Origin of the sequence: Pseudomonas sp. NFACC10-1 (genome assembly GCF_900119195.1) — a bacterium.
Taxonomy (GTDB): Bacteria; Pseudomonadota; Gammaproteobacteria; order Pseudomonadales; family Pseudomonadaceae; genus Aquipseudomonas; species Aquipseudomonas cerasi.
The window spans coordinates 808,110-823,741 of sequence record NZ_FPJB01000001.1 but is presented as its reverse complement, the minus strand read 5'-3'; the positions used below and the strand labels follow the sequence as shown (position 1 = coordinate 823,741).

The window sequence follows — 15,632 nt, the reverse complement described above, 5'->3', positions numbered from 1 at the left end:
TCAGGGACATCGGCACGACGGCCTCTGAAGACCAGCAAAAAGGCCTGAAAGCGTTCGCTTCCAGGCCTTTTCACAACACACAAACAGCTGACTGTCAGCTCACCTTGAAGCGCCCCACCAGGCCCTGCTGCTGCTCCGCCAGACGCGCGAGTTCGCGGCTAGTGACCGCTGTCTGCTCGGCACCGGCGCTGACCTGGATGACCAGCGAGTTGATGTCGTCGACGTTGCGGTGGATCTCTTCGGCCACCAGGCTTTGCTCTTCAGCGGCCGAAGCGACCTGAATGTTGCGGTCGCTGATGGTCGCGATGCCTTCGGCGATCTCTTCCAGCAGTTCACCAGCGCGTACAACGTTGCTGGCACCCTCCTGCGCCTTGCCCAGGGTTTCCTGCATCGACGCTGCTGCGCGTTCCGAGCCGGACTGCAGGTTGGCGATCATTTTCTGGATGCTGACGGTAGAGTCCTGAGTCTTCTTGGCCAGATTGCGCACTTCGTCGGCAACCACCGCGAAACCACGCCCCTGCTCGCCGGCACGTGCAGCCTCAATGGCTGCGTTGAGCGCCAGCAGGTTGGTCTGGTCAGCGACGCCACGAATGACATCGAGCACCGAGGAGATCGAGTTGCTCTCGCCCTTGAGCTCGTCAATGATCCGTGAAGTCTCTTCTGCCTGCACCGAGAGCCCCTGAATCAGGCCGATGGTGTTGTCGATTTCGGTCTTGCCCTGCAGGGTGCTGTTGTTGACGCGCTGCGACATCTCGGCCGCGTCAGTGGTGCTGCGTGCTACATCCTTCACAGTGGCACTCATCTCGCTGATGGCAGTGGCGACCTGATCAGTGCCCTGGCGTTGTTGCGCCACGTTCTGATTGGTTTGCAACGCCACTGCGGAAGACTGCTCGGCGGCGGTGGCAACCTGTGCCGTGGCGCTGCCGATGTCGCGGATGACCTCACTGATCTGTTGCGCCATGTTGTCCAGATTGCGCGAGATCTCGCCGAACTCGTCCTTGCCGACATAACGGGTCCGGGCGGTCAGATCACGTGTGGAAAGTGCCATCAGCGTGCGGTTCACATCGACCACCGCAACCTTGATGTTACGGATGATCACCGACGCCAGCCACAGCACGACGATCAGCATCAGGACGACAATGGCAACCGCCACGTACAGGCTGCTTTGAGCGGAGCTGCGCGCATCCATTGCCAGGCCGACGACGTTCTGGCCAAGCTCTGCCTCCACCTGCGCCATCATGTCGATACGCACGGTCGCAAGGTTGAACCAGTCTTCCGGCTTGACGTTGAGCGGGTCACCCAGCGGAGTATCGAAGCCCAGGCGTTGCAAGCGGGCCACTTCGAGCGATCCTGGTTGCTGCAAAACGGCATTGAGTTTGGTTTTGAAGGCTTCAGGTGACCAGCGCTGGAACGCTTCGAAATACCCCGAGAACTCGCCCAGGTTGCGACTGAAGCGCGATAACAGTGCGGCGTCAAACCGGTTCTGGTTGAATGCCAGACCAAGCAATACACGCTCGCGACCGGCACGTTCCTTCATATCCACGAACTGATTGAGCGAGCTCAGGCCGCGCAATATTTCCGGATCCTCGATACTCGATTCCATTGAGTAAGAGAAGCCGATGAGTGTCTTGATGATGTCGGTGAAGCGCGTACCGGATTCTGTATTGTTGATCCCGAGTGAGTCCACCTTGAGGCGCAGAGCGATCAGCTCCTCGAATGCGCGGTTGACCTTATCAGGTCCGGGAATACCGTCGGTGGACTGGGCGCGCATCTCACTTATAGCCTTGTCGGTTTCCTGACGAAACGTCTTCAGCTTGTCCTGCATGGACTTGCCGCCGCTACCCAGAAATACGCCGCTGGCGCCACGTTCGCGCTGGAGAGTGGTGACTACGTCACTCACTTTCTGTGCGGCGCTGGTGGCTGTCACTGCGCGCCTCATATCACCGAGGTTTTCACTTTTGTCAGCGACGAACAAACCTGCAAAGGCAAGGAAGCCCAATAGGGGGAATATTAAAATAAGCAGCAGTTTCATACTCAAAGGAGCATTTCTAAGCATTGCAGACCTCATGACGTGCAGACTTTTCTATAAAGAATATCCAGGGCGTAACGTTCTGTAGCGTCGACGTTTTTTTTCGCCAGGGACTGTTCGGTAATCAGCCTGCCGTAGCCGATCTTGCTTCCGTATCACTGTCTCGGCTGTCTTCCGGGAAGCTTTACCCACTATTTGAATTTGTTAGTTCAAACAGCGAACTCAATAAAGCACAGGGTGCAAGAAGTTTGGATCCACAAAGAAATGACCGCCTTGGGCGGTTATGATGAGAAGAGAAATATAAATCCACCGAGAGTGTCACCTGTAACGGCGAAGACAATCTCGATGGATAGAAGTTGCAACTTTTTTCTATTCAACCCATACGTTTTTTATAACTGATTAACGCAGGTTGGTTTTCGCCAGCTCCAGCACTTCACTGCCGCGCCCGCTCATGATCGCGCGCATCATGTACAGGCTGAAGCCCTTGGCCTGGGCCAGCTTGATTTTCGGTGGGATGCCCAGCTCCTGCTTGGCAGTGACAACGTCGATCAGCACCGGACCGGGATGATCGAACGCCTTGCGCAAGGCGGCAGGCAACTCTTCGGCGTTCTCGACACGCAGGCCCAGAATGCCTGCGCCCAGGGCAATCCCGGCGAAGTTGGTTTCATGCAGGTCAGTGCCATGCGGCACGTAGCCGCTGGCTTTCATTTCCATGTCGACGAAGCCCAGCGAGCTGTTGTTGAACACCACCATCTTGATAGGCAGGTTCAACTGACGAATGCTGAGCAAGTCGCCCAGCAACATGGACAGACCGCCGTCGCCACACAAGGCTACGACCTGACGATCCGGATGTTCAGCCTTGGCCCCCAGAGCTTGTGGCAAAGCGTTGGCCATCGAGCCGTGGTTGAACGAGCCGAGCAGACTGCGCCTGCCATTCATGTGCAGATAGCGTGCAGCCCACAGCGTCGGCGTACCGACGTCGACGGTAAAGATCGCATCGGCATCCGCCTGCTCGTCGACCAGTCGAGTGAGGTACTGCGGATGAATCGGCGTACCATCTGGCGTCGGGGTGGCCAGTTCGTCCAGTTCCTCACGGGCCTTGGCGTAGTGCTTCAGGGCCTTGTCGAGGAAACGGCGATCGGTGTGCGGCCTGAGCTTTGGCTGAAGCGCCTCCAGGGTTTCCCGCACCCCGCCCACCAGCCCCAGCGCCACCGGCGTGCGACGCCCTAGCTGGGTCGGATCGAGATCGATCTGGATGATGTCGGCTTTTTCGGGGTAGAAATTCCGATAGGGGAAGCTGCTGCCGAGAATCACCAGCGTGTCGCAGGACAGCATGGCGTGGTAGCCGGAGCTGAAGCCGATCAGGCCGGTCATGCCGACGTCGAAGGGATTGTCGTATTCGACATGCTGCTTGCCGCGCAATGCGTGAACGATCGGCGCGCCCAGCGTATCCGCCAACGCCAGAACCTGCTCGTGGGCACCCTCGCAACCCGCACCGCACAGGAGTGTGACGGCTTTGGAATCGTTGAGCATATCGGCCATCGACTGCAGATCGTTTTCGGCAGGCACCACGTTGGGCGCTGTAGCCTCGATCCATTTTGCCGCGACATCCGGCGCAGCGCTGAGCGCCACGTCGCCCGGCAAGACGATTACCGCCACACCTTTCTGACTGATCGCAGCACGCATGGCACGTTCCAGCACACGCGGGAACTGCTCGGGATTGCTGACCAGTTCGACGAAGTGGCTGCACTCCTTGAACAGCTCCTGCGGATGGGTTTCCTGAAAATAATCCAGACCGATTTCCGAAGACGGAATATGCGCAGCAATTGCCAGAACCGGCACCCGGTTGCGATGGCAGTCGTACAGGCCATTGATCAGGTGCAGGTTGCCCGGTCCGCAGCTGCCGGCGCAGACCGCCAGCTTGCCGCTGGACGCCGCCTGCGCACCGGCAGCAAAGGCTGCGACTTCTTCATGACGGGTGTGCATCCAGCGAATCGAATCGGTGCGTTCCAAGCTGTCGGTCAGGCCGTTGAGGCTGTCTCCGGACACCCCCCAGATGTGCGAAACACCCGCCGCTGCGAGGGTTTGCGCGAGATGGTCGGCAATGGTCTTGGACATTCCGGGTTCCTTGTCGAGGCAATGATAATGAGTTCGGTAAAACGCGCGCAGCGCTCTGCCACGCCTGTTGTGGTCGACCCGATGCATTCTCGACAGTTCAGAAAACCTGAGCCCTGTTCAGGGCTCGGTCGTTCGGCAAGCGTTTTAAAACGCTGATCAGGCGTGCGGGTTGCCCGGCGCCTTGGTGGGTGTGGCGTACTCAGGCTTGAGCTTGCCCTCGCTGTCCAGCAGCCAGGCATCGAGAATCTCCCGCACCACGGGGCCTGCTACCCGGCCACCCGCCTCGCCGTTCTCGATGGTCACCGACACGACGATTTTCGGATGGTCGGCCGGCGCGAAACCGACGAACAAGGCGTTGTCGCGGTTACGCTCAAGGGTCTTCAGACGGTTATAGCGCTCACCCTGCTTGATCGCCACCACCTGCGCCGTACCACTTTTGCCGGCGATGCGGTACTGAGCGCCCTTGGCCGCATCCCGCGCAATGCCGCGGGGATCGTGCATGACCATCTGCATGCCGGTATTGACCTGATTCCATTCATTGGGATCGCGCAACACGATATTTGGCATCGGATGCTCGTCGACGGGTGCCTTATCACCGACTTCCATCGCCAGATGCGGTCGATGCCAGACACCCTTGCTGGCAATCAGTGAAGTGGCCTGAGCCAGTTGCAACGGCGTGACCTGCATGTAGCCCTGGCCAATGCCGAGAATCACCGTTTCGCCGGGGAACCATGCCTGGCGACGCGTGGCCCGCTTCCATTCGCGGGACGGCATAAGCCCTGCAGACTCCTCGAACATGTCCAGCGACACCTTCTGGCCGATACCGAACATGGTCATGTAGTCGTGCAGGCGGTCGATGCCGAGCTTGTGCGCCACCGTGTAGAAATAGGTGTCATTGGAACGCATGATCGCCGTGTCCATGTCCACCCAGCCATCGCCACTGTGGTTCCAGTTACGGTATTTGTGGTCGAAGTCCGGCAACTGGAAGTAGCCGGGATCGAAGACCTTTGTCGAGGCGGTCATCACGCCGCTGTCGAGACCGGCAATCGCCACTTCCGGCTTGACCGTCGAGCCCGGTGCGTACAGGCCACGCAGCACTCGGTTGAACAGTGGCCGGTCAATGGAATCGCGCAGCGCCGCATACTGTTTGAAGCTGATGCCGGTGACGAACAGGTTGGGGTCGAAGCTTGGCTTGCTGACCATCGCCAGCACGTCACCGGTTTCCGGGTCCAGTGCAACCACGGAGCCGCGTCGATCACCCAGCGCGTTTTCCGCCGCAGCCTGCAAATGCGCGTCCAGCGTGAGGGTAATGTTCTTGCCCGGCACCGGGTCAGTGTGTTTCAGCACGCGCAGCACGCGGCCCTGGGCGTTGGTTTCGACCTCTTCATAGCCTACGTGGCCGTGCAGCTCAGACTCGTAGAAGCGCTCGACGCCGGTCTTGCCGATGGACTGCGTGCCGCGATACTCGTTATCGAGATGGGCCGCTTCCTTTTCGTTGATGCGGCCGACGTAGCCGATCGAATGCGCGAAATGGGCGCCCAACGGGTAATGGCGAACGAACTGCGCCGCCACGTCCACGCCCGGCAGCAGGTACTGATTGACCGCCAGAATAGCGATCTGCTCTTCGGTGAGTTCATAGAGCAATGTTGCCGGTTCGAACGGATGACGGACCTGCTTCAGTTCTTTGTCGAACAGAATCCGGTCTTCGTCGGGCAATTCCAGCAGGGTCATCAGTTCGTCGATCACCTTGTGCCAGTCGCCGGCGCGTTCACGGGTCAGGGTCAGGTTGAAACTGGGGCGATTGTCGGCAAGCACTTCGCCATTGCGGTCAAAGATCAAACCGCGCTCGGGCGGGATCGGCAGCACGTGAACACGGTTGTTTTCGGAAATGGTCGAGTGATAGTCGAACTCGGTGACTTGCAGGAAATACATGCGCGCGACCAGACAGGCAGCCAGCAGGCCGACCAGCACCGCGCAGGCAATCAGGCGCTGATTGACCAGCCGCGTCTCTTTTTCGTGGTCTTTCAGGGGAATTGGATTGGGCATTTCTACAGCTTCTCGGTGAAGGGCAAACGGCGCAACTAAACGTGTATATAAAGATTTCGGCGCGCACCATACCAAGAAGCGGCTGATTACAGGCGATCAAGCCGACAATCACAGGATGAAAAATCTGTCAGAAAAGACTCATTCGGGCGTGATCTGCAGCGTATTCGACGCTTCGCGGGCCTGCATGATGCGCGGCAGATTGGTCTCGATCCAGGTGACGAGGGTTTCAACCTGCAAGGCGACCTCTTCGCCCATTGGGGTCAAGCGGTACTGAACATGCGGAGGCACTATCGGCAACGACTTGCGGCTGACGAAACCATCATGCTCCAGATGTTGAAGCGTTTGCGCGAGCATTTTCTCGCTTACCCCGCCGATCTTGCGGCGTACTTCGCTGAAGCGATGCATGCCACCCCGCAACACCACCAGCACCAGCACGCCCCAACGGCTGCAGACATGATTGAGCACCACCCGCGAAGGACAGTCAGTGGCCAGCACCTGGCCCTGACGGACCAGCGCCAATAGCGTCTCGGCCGCTTCCGGCGGGAAGCCTTGCTGCATAACACCTGATTGCCGGGTACTTGATTGCGAAGCGGATTCGCTCATGACACTTACCTTTTTGTACGTACTTACTAAAGGTAAGCATCATGACTATGCTGGCGCTTCCTTTCAACCTGATTCAAGGAATCATTCCATGATCGTTGTCACCGGTGCCACAGGCCAGCTTGGCCGCCTCGTCATTGAACAGTTGCTCAGCCGCGTACCCGCTTCGCAAATCATCGCCGCCGTGCGCAGTCCGGAAAAGGCCGCCGATCTGTCCAGGCAGGGTACTCAGGTTCGTCAGGCCGACTATTCACAGCCTGCGACACTCGACAGTGCATTTGCCGGTGCCGACAAAGTGCTGCTGATTTCCTCCAGCGAAGTGGGTCAGCGCCTGCCGCAGCACAAGGCGGTGATTGATGCGGCCAAGCGCGCCGGGGTCAAGCTGCTGGCCTACACCAGCGTTCTGCGTGCCAAGACCTCGGCATTGAGCCTGGCCAGGGAGCACAGCGAAACCGAAGAGTACCTGAGCGCCAGCGGCCTGCCGTTCGTGTTGCTGCGCAATGGCTGGTACACCGAAAACTACACCGCAGGCATTCCGGGCGCACTGACCCATGGCGCGGTCATGGGCAGTGCCGACGAGGGTCGTATCAGCTCTGCTTCGCGTCTGGATTACGCCGAGGCGGCCGCAGTGCTGCTGACATCGGAAACGACACAGGCTGGTAAGGTGTATGAGCTGGCAGGCGACGAGTCCTACACGCTGTCCGAATTTGCAGCGCAGTTGTCGACGCAGAGCGGCAAGTCCCTGCCTTACGTCAACCTGCCACAGGCCGAATTCGAAGCCGCGCTTATCCAGGCAGGCCTGCCTGACTTCGTGGCCCGGTTGCTGGCAGATTCCGATGCCGCTGCTGCCAAGGGCGCCCTGTTCGATGACAGTCGCCAGTTGAGCGCGCTGATCGGCCGCCCGACCACCCCGCTTTCGGCAACCATCGCCGAGGCACTGAAAGGCTGAGCACAGCAAACCCGATCGAATGATTTGCCACGGTGAAGGTCCGAGTTATTACGAGGCATTAAGCCATCGCCTGATACCAAAGACTGGGAGTCTTCACATGAACAGCAAATCGTTGATCGCCTGCATGACCTTGCTCGGCTGCTTTTCCGCCGTCACCCTGCCCGTTCACGCGGCAGAGACGGCGGACCCGAAAGTCACCGAATCCAAGGACAACGTCCATGAGCTGGAAGTAGGCTCCCGCGTTCCGGAAAAATATCGCCGCAGCGACCTGGAAGTGAAGGACTGGAAAAGCAAAGGCCTGGAAACACCCGCCAAGGAAAGCGAATGGGTAAAGATTAACGACAAGTACGTGCGTTTCCAGAAGGTCAATGGCCAGATCATGGACATCGTGCCGGTCAAGAAGTAAGGCGCAGCCTGCTTCGCCAGTGCTCTGCGTGAACATGTCCGAGCGCCGCAGGGCGCCATTCAGTGCATGTCAGCGCAGAGCTCGTCTCGACAGGCCAACATCGCATGAGCGATGGCCAATATCGCTCAGCATCCGGTACTCTCGTCGCTCTGCCGACGGGATATCAGCATGAACCGCAACGAACCCAGCAAATCGACCGCAACCCCTTTTTTCTGGCGCGATGAGCACCTTTCGTTCATCGAAGCCCGTTCTGTAGAGGATGGGCGACGGGTCTGTTACGCGCCTCACTCGCATGAGATCTTTTCCGTCGGCGCGATCACTGCCGGACAGAGCACCTATGTGCATGAAAAGACCTCACAGTGCGTCACGTCAGGCACTGTTGTGTTGATGAATCCGGGCGACGTGCATGCCTGTAACCCGATCAATGACCAGGCCTGGTCGTATCTGATGCTCTATGTGGACAGCGGCTGGCTGGGCGACATTCAGGGCGAAACGGGGTTGAATGCCGGGCACGGTTTTCAACCATTGCCCCATACGCACAGCGATGATTCGATCCTGTTCGCTGCATTGACTGCGCTGTTCCAGACGCTGACTGATACGAGAATCGATACGCTGCAAAAACACTGCTCAGCCGTGGCCTTCTTTACCCTGATGCTGGAGTCACTCGGCACGGCACCGGCACGGCCCCGCCCACCATCACCTCGCGTTGCCCGAGCCGCCGAATACATCAACGACAATTTCACCCGGCCCATCAGGCTTTCCGACATTTGTGCCGCAGCCAATCTCTCGGCGTCCTACCTGATTCGCTCGTTCGAACAGCGCTATCATCTGACTCCGCATGCCTACCTGCTCAATCGGCGGATCCAGCATGCCCGCAGACAGCTGAAAAGCGGCAAGATGATCGCCGATGTTGCTCAGGAGGCAGGCTTTGCCGATCAGGCGCACTTTCAACGTGAGTTCAAAAAGCATCTGGCAGCAACGCCAGGGCAGTATCGGCTGTGATGACACGGGTCAGATCAGCAGATATACCGCGCAGCCAGCCAGTAGTAGCGCCATGATGCGGTTGAAGACGCGCACACTTGCCGCGCTGCGCAAGCAATGCCCAAGAAAGCTTCCGGCAAAGACCCAGCAGCCCAGCGACAGATAGCACACCACGCAGTAGATTCCTGCGAATTGCCAGATCAAGGCAGCCTCGCCGTTGGCGACAAAAACTCCCATGCCGGCTATCGAAGCCAGCCAGGCTTTGGGGTTGAGCCACTGCATGATTGCTCCGTGCACCAGCGAAGGACCAGCGCCCTGCTCGCTCATGTTCAGTTGTCCACTGTCGATGGCTAGTCGAAACGCCATGTACAGCAGAAATATCACGCCGGACCACTGAATGATTCGGGTCAGAAAGGGCCATTGCTGCAAGGTTTCATGCAGGCCAAAACCGATGAGCAGCAACAAAAGGGTAAAGCCCAGCGTGGCACCCAACACATGGCGCATGGCTGGTCTGACGCCATAGCGTGCACCGGCACTCAGCGCCACGATGTTGACCGGCCCGGGAGTGATGGAAGAAGCCAGTGCAAACGCGGCCATGGAAATCAGCAGACTCATGGAAAACCCCCTTGAATACGATCGGAAATGACCGGATCAAGGTAGTGACGGCAGCGAACCGCGTATTGAATGAAATTACCCTCAATTCGGTTCAGCCTGCCCGACCCTCTGATGCGTGACCAAAACCATTGCTTTTTTGTCCACTTGGCTTACAAATGCACTGTCATGTGCCTGTCACTCTCACTGCCACCTTTTCTGCGAGCCCGCTCCATGTCCAGAACCGTCGCCATTGCCTTCGCTTGCCTGCTTTCAACCACTGCCCATGCAGCCTGCCCGGCTGCGACCCCGGTCGACACGGCGCGCTGGATCTACGAGAAGCACCAGGATTTTTATCTGAATGGCAAAGGCAGCGCTGATTATTTGTCCAAACCTCTGCTGAGCCTGCTCAAGAAGGACTGGGCTTGCCAGAACGGCGATCAATGCGCCGTCAGTGCCAACCCGTGGACCGATGCGCAGGACGGGGATGTGCAGAAGCCGATCGACTGGAAGCTGGTGTCCAACTCGGACAAGCAGGCGGTGGTCGAAATGACCTATAACCTGGGTTACAAGGATGCCCCGCAGCAGCCGGTCGCCAGCCAGACGACACGCCTGCTGCTGGCAAAAAATGCCAGCAGTTGCTGGGTGCTGGAGAACCTTCAGGGGCCACAGGGCGTTGCCTTGATGCAGAGCCTGGAGGAATTTCCCTACGAAGGTGATTGATCGGCCTTGAAACAATCCGCCATTCTCGGTATCACAGGCACTTGAATTTCACGAGCGAGCACCATGAATACCTTTGAGCAATCGATTATTGAGGCTGCGCAGGCCGCCACGCCCAATAACACCGATGCCGAACGCGAAGCCGCCAGAGTCGCCGCCACGCAGGCGGTAGCCGAAATCATGTCCACGCGCAGTGGACTGGACCGCACGCTGGCACTGGCCGAGTTGCTGGATTCCTATTCGGAACACGATGATCAGGAAGATGATTAGGCTGATCGGCACGATGCGAAAAAATGATTGGCCTGTTTATTTATCTGCGGCATTAAAGAAAGCCGACCTTGCCGCCGACAACTCGGTTGGGTGGATTGATGATAGCCACCCGTTCATTTAGTGCGCTCGGATGCGACCTATAAGGGCACCATCCGTGCAGATCGAACAAATGCAAGACATCCAGGCCTACGTCAGGCGCACCGCCGACGAGCTAGAGCGAGTTTCGGCCAACCTCGCCGGGCATCTCCTCTACCTCGAGCGAACCTCCCGTGCACATGAAGCGCAAGAAGTCAGTGAGCGGATCATCGGCCTGCGTGCATCCGTAGATGGCCTTCGCGGTGTGTTCCGTTAACCGCCACTAGTTGTCCCCGGCCTGCGACAGCGGTCTCGCTACGTCCTCCAGAGACTTGCGCTCGGCAGCCGCACCCCATATCGCCTGCACCAGCGCCGCCAGCAACATCAGCCCGGCGCCGATCAGATAACCGATCAACACATTGCTGCGCTCACCTGTTTCAATCAACTCCCCAAACAGGGTCGGGCCAATCATACCGCCCAGCCCCGTACCGAACGCGTAGAACACTGCGATTGCCAACGCACGGATTTCCAGTGGAAAGGTTTCCGCCACTGTCAGGTAGGCCGAGCTGGCCGCTGCCGACGCAAAGAAGAAAATCACCATCCACGCAATGGCCTGCTGGGTCACGTCCAGCACACCTTGCTGGAACAGGTAGCCACTGATTGCCAGCAGTACGCCCGACAGGCCATAAGTGAGGCTGATCATCACCCGCCGGCCAATCACGTCAAACAGTCTGCCCAGCAGCAGCGGACCGCAGAAATTACCCAGCGCCAGCGGCAGCACGTACCAGCCGACGCGCTCGGCCGGCACGCCATAGAAGTCGGTCAGCACCAGGGCGTAGGTGAAAAAGATCGCGTTGTAGAAAAACGCCTGGGCGGTGAGCAGCGTCAGGCCTACCAGCGAACGCTGACGAAACGTCACCAGCAACGTCCTGGCGACCTCGCCCAGCGGCGTGTGGTCTCGTGCGTGCAGGCGCAGGGGCTTGCCTGCTACGGCGGGCAATACATGCCCCTGGCGCTGTAAGTCGGTTTCTATCTGCTCGACGATCTGCTTCGCCTGTTCAGCCTGGCCGTGTATCAACAGCCAGCGCGGGCTTTCCGGCAGCCACAGTCGCATCAGCAGAACCAGCAGACCCAATACCGCACCAATGCCGAAACACAGGCGCCAGCCCAGCTCGGCCCCGATCCACAGGGGGTCGAGCAAGACAATCGAGCCAATCGCACCGAGCGCGGCACCCAGCCAGAACGTGCCGTTGATGGTCAGGTCGACCCAGCCCCGGTAGCGGGCCGGGGTAAATTCCTGAATGGTCGAGTTGATTGCCGTGTACTCGCCACCGATGCCCATACCGGTCAGAAAGCGGAACAGCATGAAGCTCCATACGCTGAAGGAGAACGCCGTAGCGGCCGTCGCACCGACATACAGCAGCAAGGTGATGAAGAACAGCTTGCGGCGCCCGAGACGGTCCGCCAGCCAGCCAAAGAACAACGCGCCCAACACGGCACCGGCAATGTACGCGGCGCCCGCCAGGCCAATGTCGCTATTGGTGAGATTGAGCGCCGGGCTGGCTTTCAAGGCGCCGGCTACCGACCCTGCAAGGGTGACTTCCAGGCCGTCAAGCAGCCAGGTGATGCCCAGCGCCACGACCAGCAAGGTGTGAAACCGCCCCCAGGGCAGTCGGTCCAGTCGGGCGGGCAAATCGGTTTCGAAGACGCTGCCCTTGTGGCTCGGTGTGCTCATGTCCGGCTACCTGACGGCTGACATTGGTGTCAGGCTTGAGAGTCGCTGCCGCCGCCCAAGTTCAGCTGATCCAGAACCACAGCAATGTAAGATTGGCCGCCGAGATCAGCCCGAACAGACCCCAGGCAGCCGTTTTCACCAGCCGGCTGTTGACGAACGGCCCCATCAGTTGTGGGTCGCTGGTAAAGCGAATCAGCGGCCAGAGCGCGAATGGCAGCTGCAGGCTCAGCACAACCTGGCTGAGCACCAGCATCTGCCCCACCGAGCGGTCACCCAGCCAGACCACACCGATCAGCGCCGGAATCAGTGCCAGCGCCCGCGTGATCAAGCGCCGCTGCCAGCACGGAATCTTTGCCTGCAGAAAACCTTCGAGCACCACTTGCCCGGCAATCGTGCCGGTAAATGTCGAGCTTTGCCCTGCCGCCAGCAGCGCGATACCGAACAGCACGCTGGCGATCGCGCCACCTACCAGCGGATCGAGCAGGTGATAGGCGTCCTGAATCTCGACCACCTCGGTATGCCCGGTCTTGTGAAAAGCGGCAGCAGCGAGGATCAGAATCGCCGCATTGATCAGCAGTGCCAGGCTCAGCGAACCGATGGTGTCGAGGCGCGCATAGCGAATGGCGCTGGCCTTGCTGGCCTGGTCCGAACCGTTGACCCGCGTCTGCACCACAGACGAATGCAGGTAAAGGTTATGCGGCATGACGGTGGCGCCCAGAATGCCGATGGCGATGTACAGCGGCTCCTGGCTGCTCAATACATCCCAACTCGGCTTCAGACCCGCGACGACGTCTGGCCAGAACGGCTTGATCAGAAACAGCTCGACGGCGAAGCAACTGGCGATGGTTGCAATCAGCCCCAGCACGATGGCCTCCAGACGGCGAAAATTGGCGCCCTGCAAGGCCAACACGATCAGCGTATCGAAGGCGGTCAGTGCCACACCGGTGGTGATGGAGACGCCGAGCAACAGATGAAACGCCAACGCTGCCCCCAGCACTTCCGCCAGATCGGTGGCGATGATCGACAACTCCGCCAGCAGCCACTGGCCCTTGGCGACCTTACGGCTGTAGCGGGCGGCCGACAGCTGCGCCAGATCACGGCCGGTAGCGATGCCCAACCGCGAACATAGGTTTTGCAAGACCATTCCCGAGAGGCTGGCCAGCACCACCACGAACAGCAGTGAGTAGCCGAAGCGCGACCCGGCCTCGATGGCCGTCGCCCAGTTGCCAGGGTCCATGTAGCCGATGGAAACCAGCAGGCCAGGCCCGACGAACAGCATCATCTTGTGCAGCAAGGACGCGTTCGGCGGAATGGCCACACTGTCGGTAGTCGCCGAGGGGCAGAAAGGAGCGGTGGCAGTAGTGGGCAGTTTGTACGTCACGGGAACCCGGAATGCAGAAAGTTAAGGCATCATCCTAAGGTTTTACGACACATGTTGATACATCATTGCTGGCGTCATGCCTGCTGTTTTTCGCCTGCCTCTCTGCCTGACTAGGTCATCACTGCGCCGTTCTCATTTCCACGTAATTCCAGCGCTTTAATGGATCCGATATAAAAAATCGAAAAATTGATCCGATAAACAATTTTTCATCTTTTAAACCTTAATAACCGCATTAAAAGACCAATGATTACAAATTGTAAGGAGTAGTATTCAGGCCTTAACAAGAACTCAGGATGGCCATCCATGACCTCATTACCTCATGCCGAGGCAGCCGCGAACGAGCCGTTGCGGGCAGCGTATATCTCGGCGCGCATTGACCGACTGCCTGCGGTCGCGACTATCTGGCGACTGGTCGCCCTGCTGTCTCTCGCCGGTTTTTTCGAGCTTTACGACCTGTTCCAGACCGCGTACATCAGTCCCGGCCTGATCCGCGACGGGATCTTCGCCACAGGAAGCCAGGGTCTGTTTGGTTTCTCCGATCAGGCGGCCTTCGCCTCGGCGACCTTTCTGGGGCTGTTCTTCGGTGCCAGCCTTGTCAGCCCGATTGCCGATCGTTACGGACGCCGTGCGATCTTTACCTTCGCGCTGATCTGGTACACCGTGGCCACCGTAATCATGGGCCTGCAAACCTCTGCACTGGGCGTGATAGGCATGCGCTTCGTCGTGGGTATCGGCCTGGGGGTCGAGCTGGTCACCATCGACACTTACCTGTCGGAACTGGTGCCCAAGCACATCCGCAGTTCGGCATTCGCCTTTGCCTTCTTCATTCAGTTTTTGTCAGTCCCCAGCGTCGCGCTGATGTCGTGGTGGCTGGTGCCCCAGGACCCTTTCGGTTTTTCCGGCTGGCGTTGGGTAGTGATCAGCAGTGCAGTCTTCGCCCTGTTTGTCTGGTGGCTGCGCTCGGCGCTGCCGGAATCGCCGCGCTGGCTGGCGCAGAAGGGACGCTTCGATGAAGCCGAGCGAATCATGGACGGCATTGAGGCACGCTGCATCAAGGACCACGGCAAACCGCTGGATGAGCCTGAACCGGAAAACGTAGCGCTGTCAGGCAACGGCCGATTTGCCGACATGTGGCAGCCACCCTATCGGCGCCGCGCGTTGATGCTGATTGTGTTTCATGTGTTCCAGGCCATCGGCTTCTTTGGCTTCGGCAACTGGCTGCCTGCCCTGCTCTCGGGTCAGGGCCTGAGCGTTACTCACAGCCTGGGGTATGCGTTCGTGATCACGCTGGCTTATCCGCTGGGGCCGCTGCTGTTCGTGAAATTTGCCAACCGCTTCGAAAACAAATGGCAAATCGTCGGTTCGGCGTTGGGGGCGATGATTTTTGGCAGCCTGTTCGCCTTTCAGACCAGCGCGGCAGGACTGATTTTCTGCGGGATCATGATCACGTTCTGCAACGCATGGCTGAGCTTCAGCTACCACTCGTATCAGGGTGAGCTGTTCCCGACCAACATCCGCGCCCGCGCGGTAGGCTTCTGCTACTCGTTCAGCCGACTGTCAACGGTGTTCAGCAGCCTGCTGATCGGGATATTTCTAGACCACTTCGGCACGCCGGGCGTGCTGGCCTTCATCGTCGGCAGCATGTTGATCGTGATCGTCACCATCGGCCGATTCGGGCCACGCACACGCAATCTTGCGCTGGAGCAGATCGCTCACCGATGACAGGGTGCA

Annotated in this window: 14 protein-coding genes; 7 read left to right on the top strand and 7 right to left on the bottom strand. The window is 59.0% G+C overall.

What is annotated here, in order from left to right; genetic code table 11:
* Positions 1 to 94 precede the first annotated feature (94 nt).
* The 4 genes from BT119_RS03500 to BT119_RS03485 all read right to left on the bottom strand — a co-directional run bounded on the left by BT119_RS03500 (position 95) and on the right by BT119_RS03485 (position 6,796).
* The gene (locus tag BT119_RS03500; RefSeq protein WP_054081799.1) at positions 95 to 2,056 is read right to left on the bottom strand and encodes a methyl-accepting chemotaxis protein; all 1,962 of its coding nucleotides are present in this window, start codon (positions 2,054 to 2,056) and stop codon (positions 95 to 97) included.
* Positions 2,057 to 2,428: 372 nt separating this feature from the next.
* Complete coding sequence (poxB, locus tag BT119_RS03495) at positions 2,429 to 4,147, bottom strand: ubiquinone-dependent pyruvate dehydrogenase (protein WP_054081800.1); 1,719 nt, start codon at positions 4,145 to 4,147, stop codon at positions 2,429 to 2,431.
* A 156-nt stretch (positions 4,148 to 4,303) separates the two neighbouring features.
* Positions 4,304 to 6,193: a penicillin-binding protein 2 gene (mrdA, locus tag BT119_RS03490; protein WP_044308376.1), complete on the bottom strand. Its 1,890-nt coding sequence runs from the start codon at positions 6,191 to 6,193 to the stop codon at positions 4,304 to 4,306.
* A gap of 138 nt (positions 6,194 to 6,331) precedes the next feature.
* A complete protein-coding gene (locus BT119_RS03485) occupies positions 6,332 to 6,796 on the bottom strand; it encodes a winged helix-turn-helix transcriptional regulator (protein ID WP_072364800.1) in 465 nt (154 codons plus the stop codon).
* 88 nt (positions 6,797 to 6,884) lie between these two features.
* Here BT119_RS03485 and BT119_RS03480 point away from each other — a divergent pair, with 88 nt between their 5' ends.
* The 3 genes from BT119_RS03480 to BT119_RS03470 all read left to right on the top strand — a co-directional run bounded on the left by BT119_RS03480 (position 6,885) and on the right by BT119_RS03470 (position 9,150).
* Positions 6,885 to 7,742, top strand: coding sequence for an SDR family oxidoreductase (locus BT119_RS03480; RefSeq protein ID WP_054081802.1), 858 nt, complete (start codon positions 6,885 to 6,887; stop codon positions 7,740 to 7,742).
* A gap of 97 nt (positions 7,743 to 7,839) precedes the next feature.
* Positions 7,840 to 8,148 (top strand): RcnB family protein, encoded by a 309-nt coding sequence (locus BT119_RS03475; protein WP_003367279.1) that lies wholly within the window; start codon positions 7,840 to 7,842, stop codon positions 8,146 to 8,148.
* A 168-nt stretch (positions 8,149 to 8,316) separates the two neighbouring features.
* The gene (locus BT119_RS03470) at positions 8,317 to 9,150 is read left to right on the top strand and encodes an AraC family transcriptional regulator (RefSeq protein WP_003367277.1); all 834 of its coding nucleotides are present in this window, start codon (positions 8,317 to 8,319) and stop codon (positions 9,148 to 9,150) included.
* Between the two features lie 9 nt (positions 9,151 to 9,159).
* On the opposite strand, the gene BT119_RS03465 is transcribed toward BT119_RS03470, so the two are convergent.
* Positions 9,160 to 9,744: a LysE family translocator gene (locus BT119_RS03465; protein WP_003367275.1), complete on the bottom strand. Its 585-nt coding sequence runs from the start codon at positions 9,742 to 9,744 to the stop codon at positions 9,160 to 9,162.
* A gap of 210 nt (positions 9,745 to 9,954) precedes the next feature.
* Here BT119_RS03465 and BT119_RS03460 point away from each other — a divergent pair, with 210 nt between their 5' ends.
* From BT119_RS03460 to BT119_RS03450, 3 genes are all read left to right on the top strand, one after another.
* Positions 9,955 to 10,443 (top strand): hypothetical protein, encoded by a 489-nt coding sequence (locus BT119_RS03460; RefSeq protein WP_003432881.1) that lies wholly within the window; start codon positions 9,955 to 9,957, stop codon positions 10,441 to 10,443.
* A gap of 63 nt (positions 10,444 to 10,506) precedes the next feature.
* Positions 10,507 to 10,710: a hypothetical protein gene (locus tag BT119_RS03455; protein ID WP_003367271.1), complete on the top strand. Its 204-nt coding sequence runs from the start codon at positions 10,507 to 10,509 to the stop codon at positions 10,708 to 10,710.
* Between the two features lie 154 nt (positions 10,711 to 10,864).
* Positions 10,865 to 11,062 carry a hypothetical protein gene (locus BT119_RS03450; RefSeq protein WP_003367267.1) on the top strand — a complete coding sequence of 66 codons (198 nt, stop codon included), beginning with the start codon at positions 10,865 to 10,867 and terminating at the stop codon, positions 11,060 to 11,062.
* Positions 11,063 to 11,068: 6 nt separating this feature from the next.
* Here the strand turns inward: BT119_RS03450 and BT119_RS03445 are convergent, their stop codons facing one another.
* Positions 11,069 to 12,520, bottom strand: a complete 1,452-nt coding sequence (locus BT119_RS03445; RefSeq protein WP_072364794.1) for an MFS transporter — start codon at positions 12,518 to 12,520, stop codon at positions 11,069 to 11,071.
* Positions 12,521 to 12,581: 61 nt separating this feature from the next.
* On the bottom strand, positions 12,582 to 13,889 hold the full coding sequence (locus tag BT119_RS03440) for an Nramp family divalent metal transporter (RefSeq protein WP_175550550.1): 1,308 nt from the start codon (positions 13,887 to 13,889) through the stop codon (positions 12,582 to 12,584).
* Between the two features lie 315 nt (positions 13,890 to 14,204).
* Here BT119_RS03440 and BT119_RS03435 point away from each other — a divergent pair, with 315 nt between their 5' ends.
* On the top strand, positions 14,205 to 15,623 hold the full coding sequence (locus BT119_RS03435) for an MFS transporter (protein ID WP_072364790.1): 1,419 nt from the start codon (positions 14,205 to 14,207) through the stop codon (positions 15,621 to 15,623).
* Positions 15,624 to 15,632: the final 9 nt, after the last annotated feature.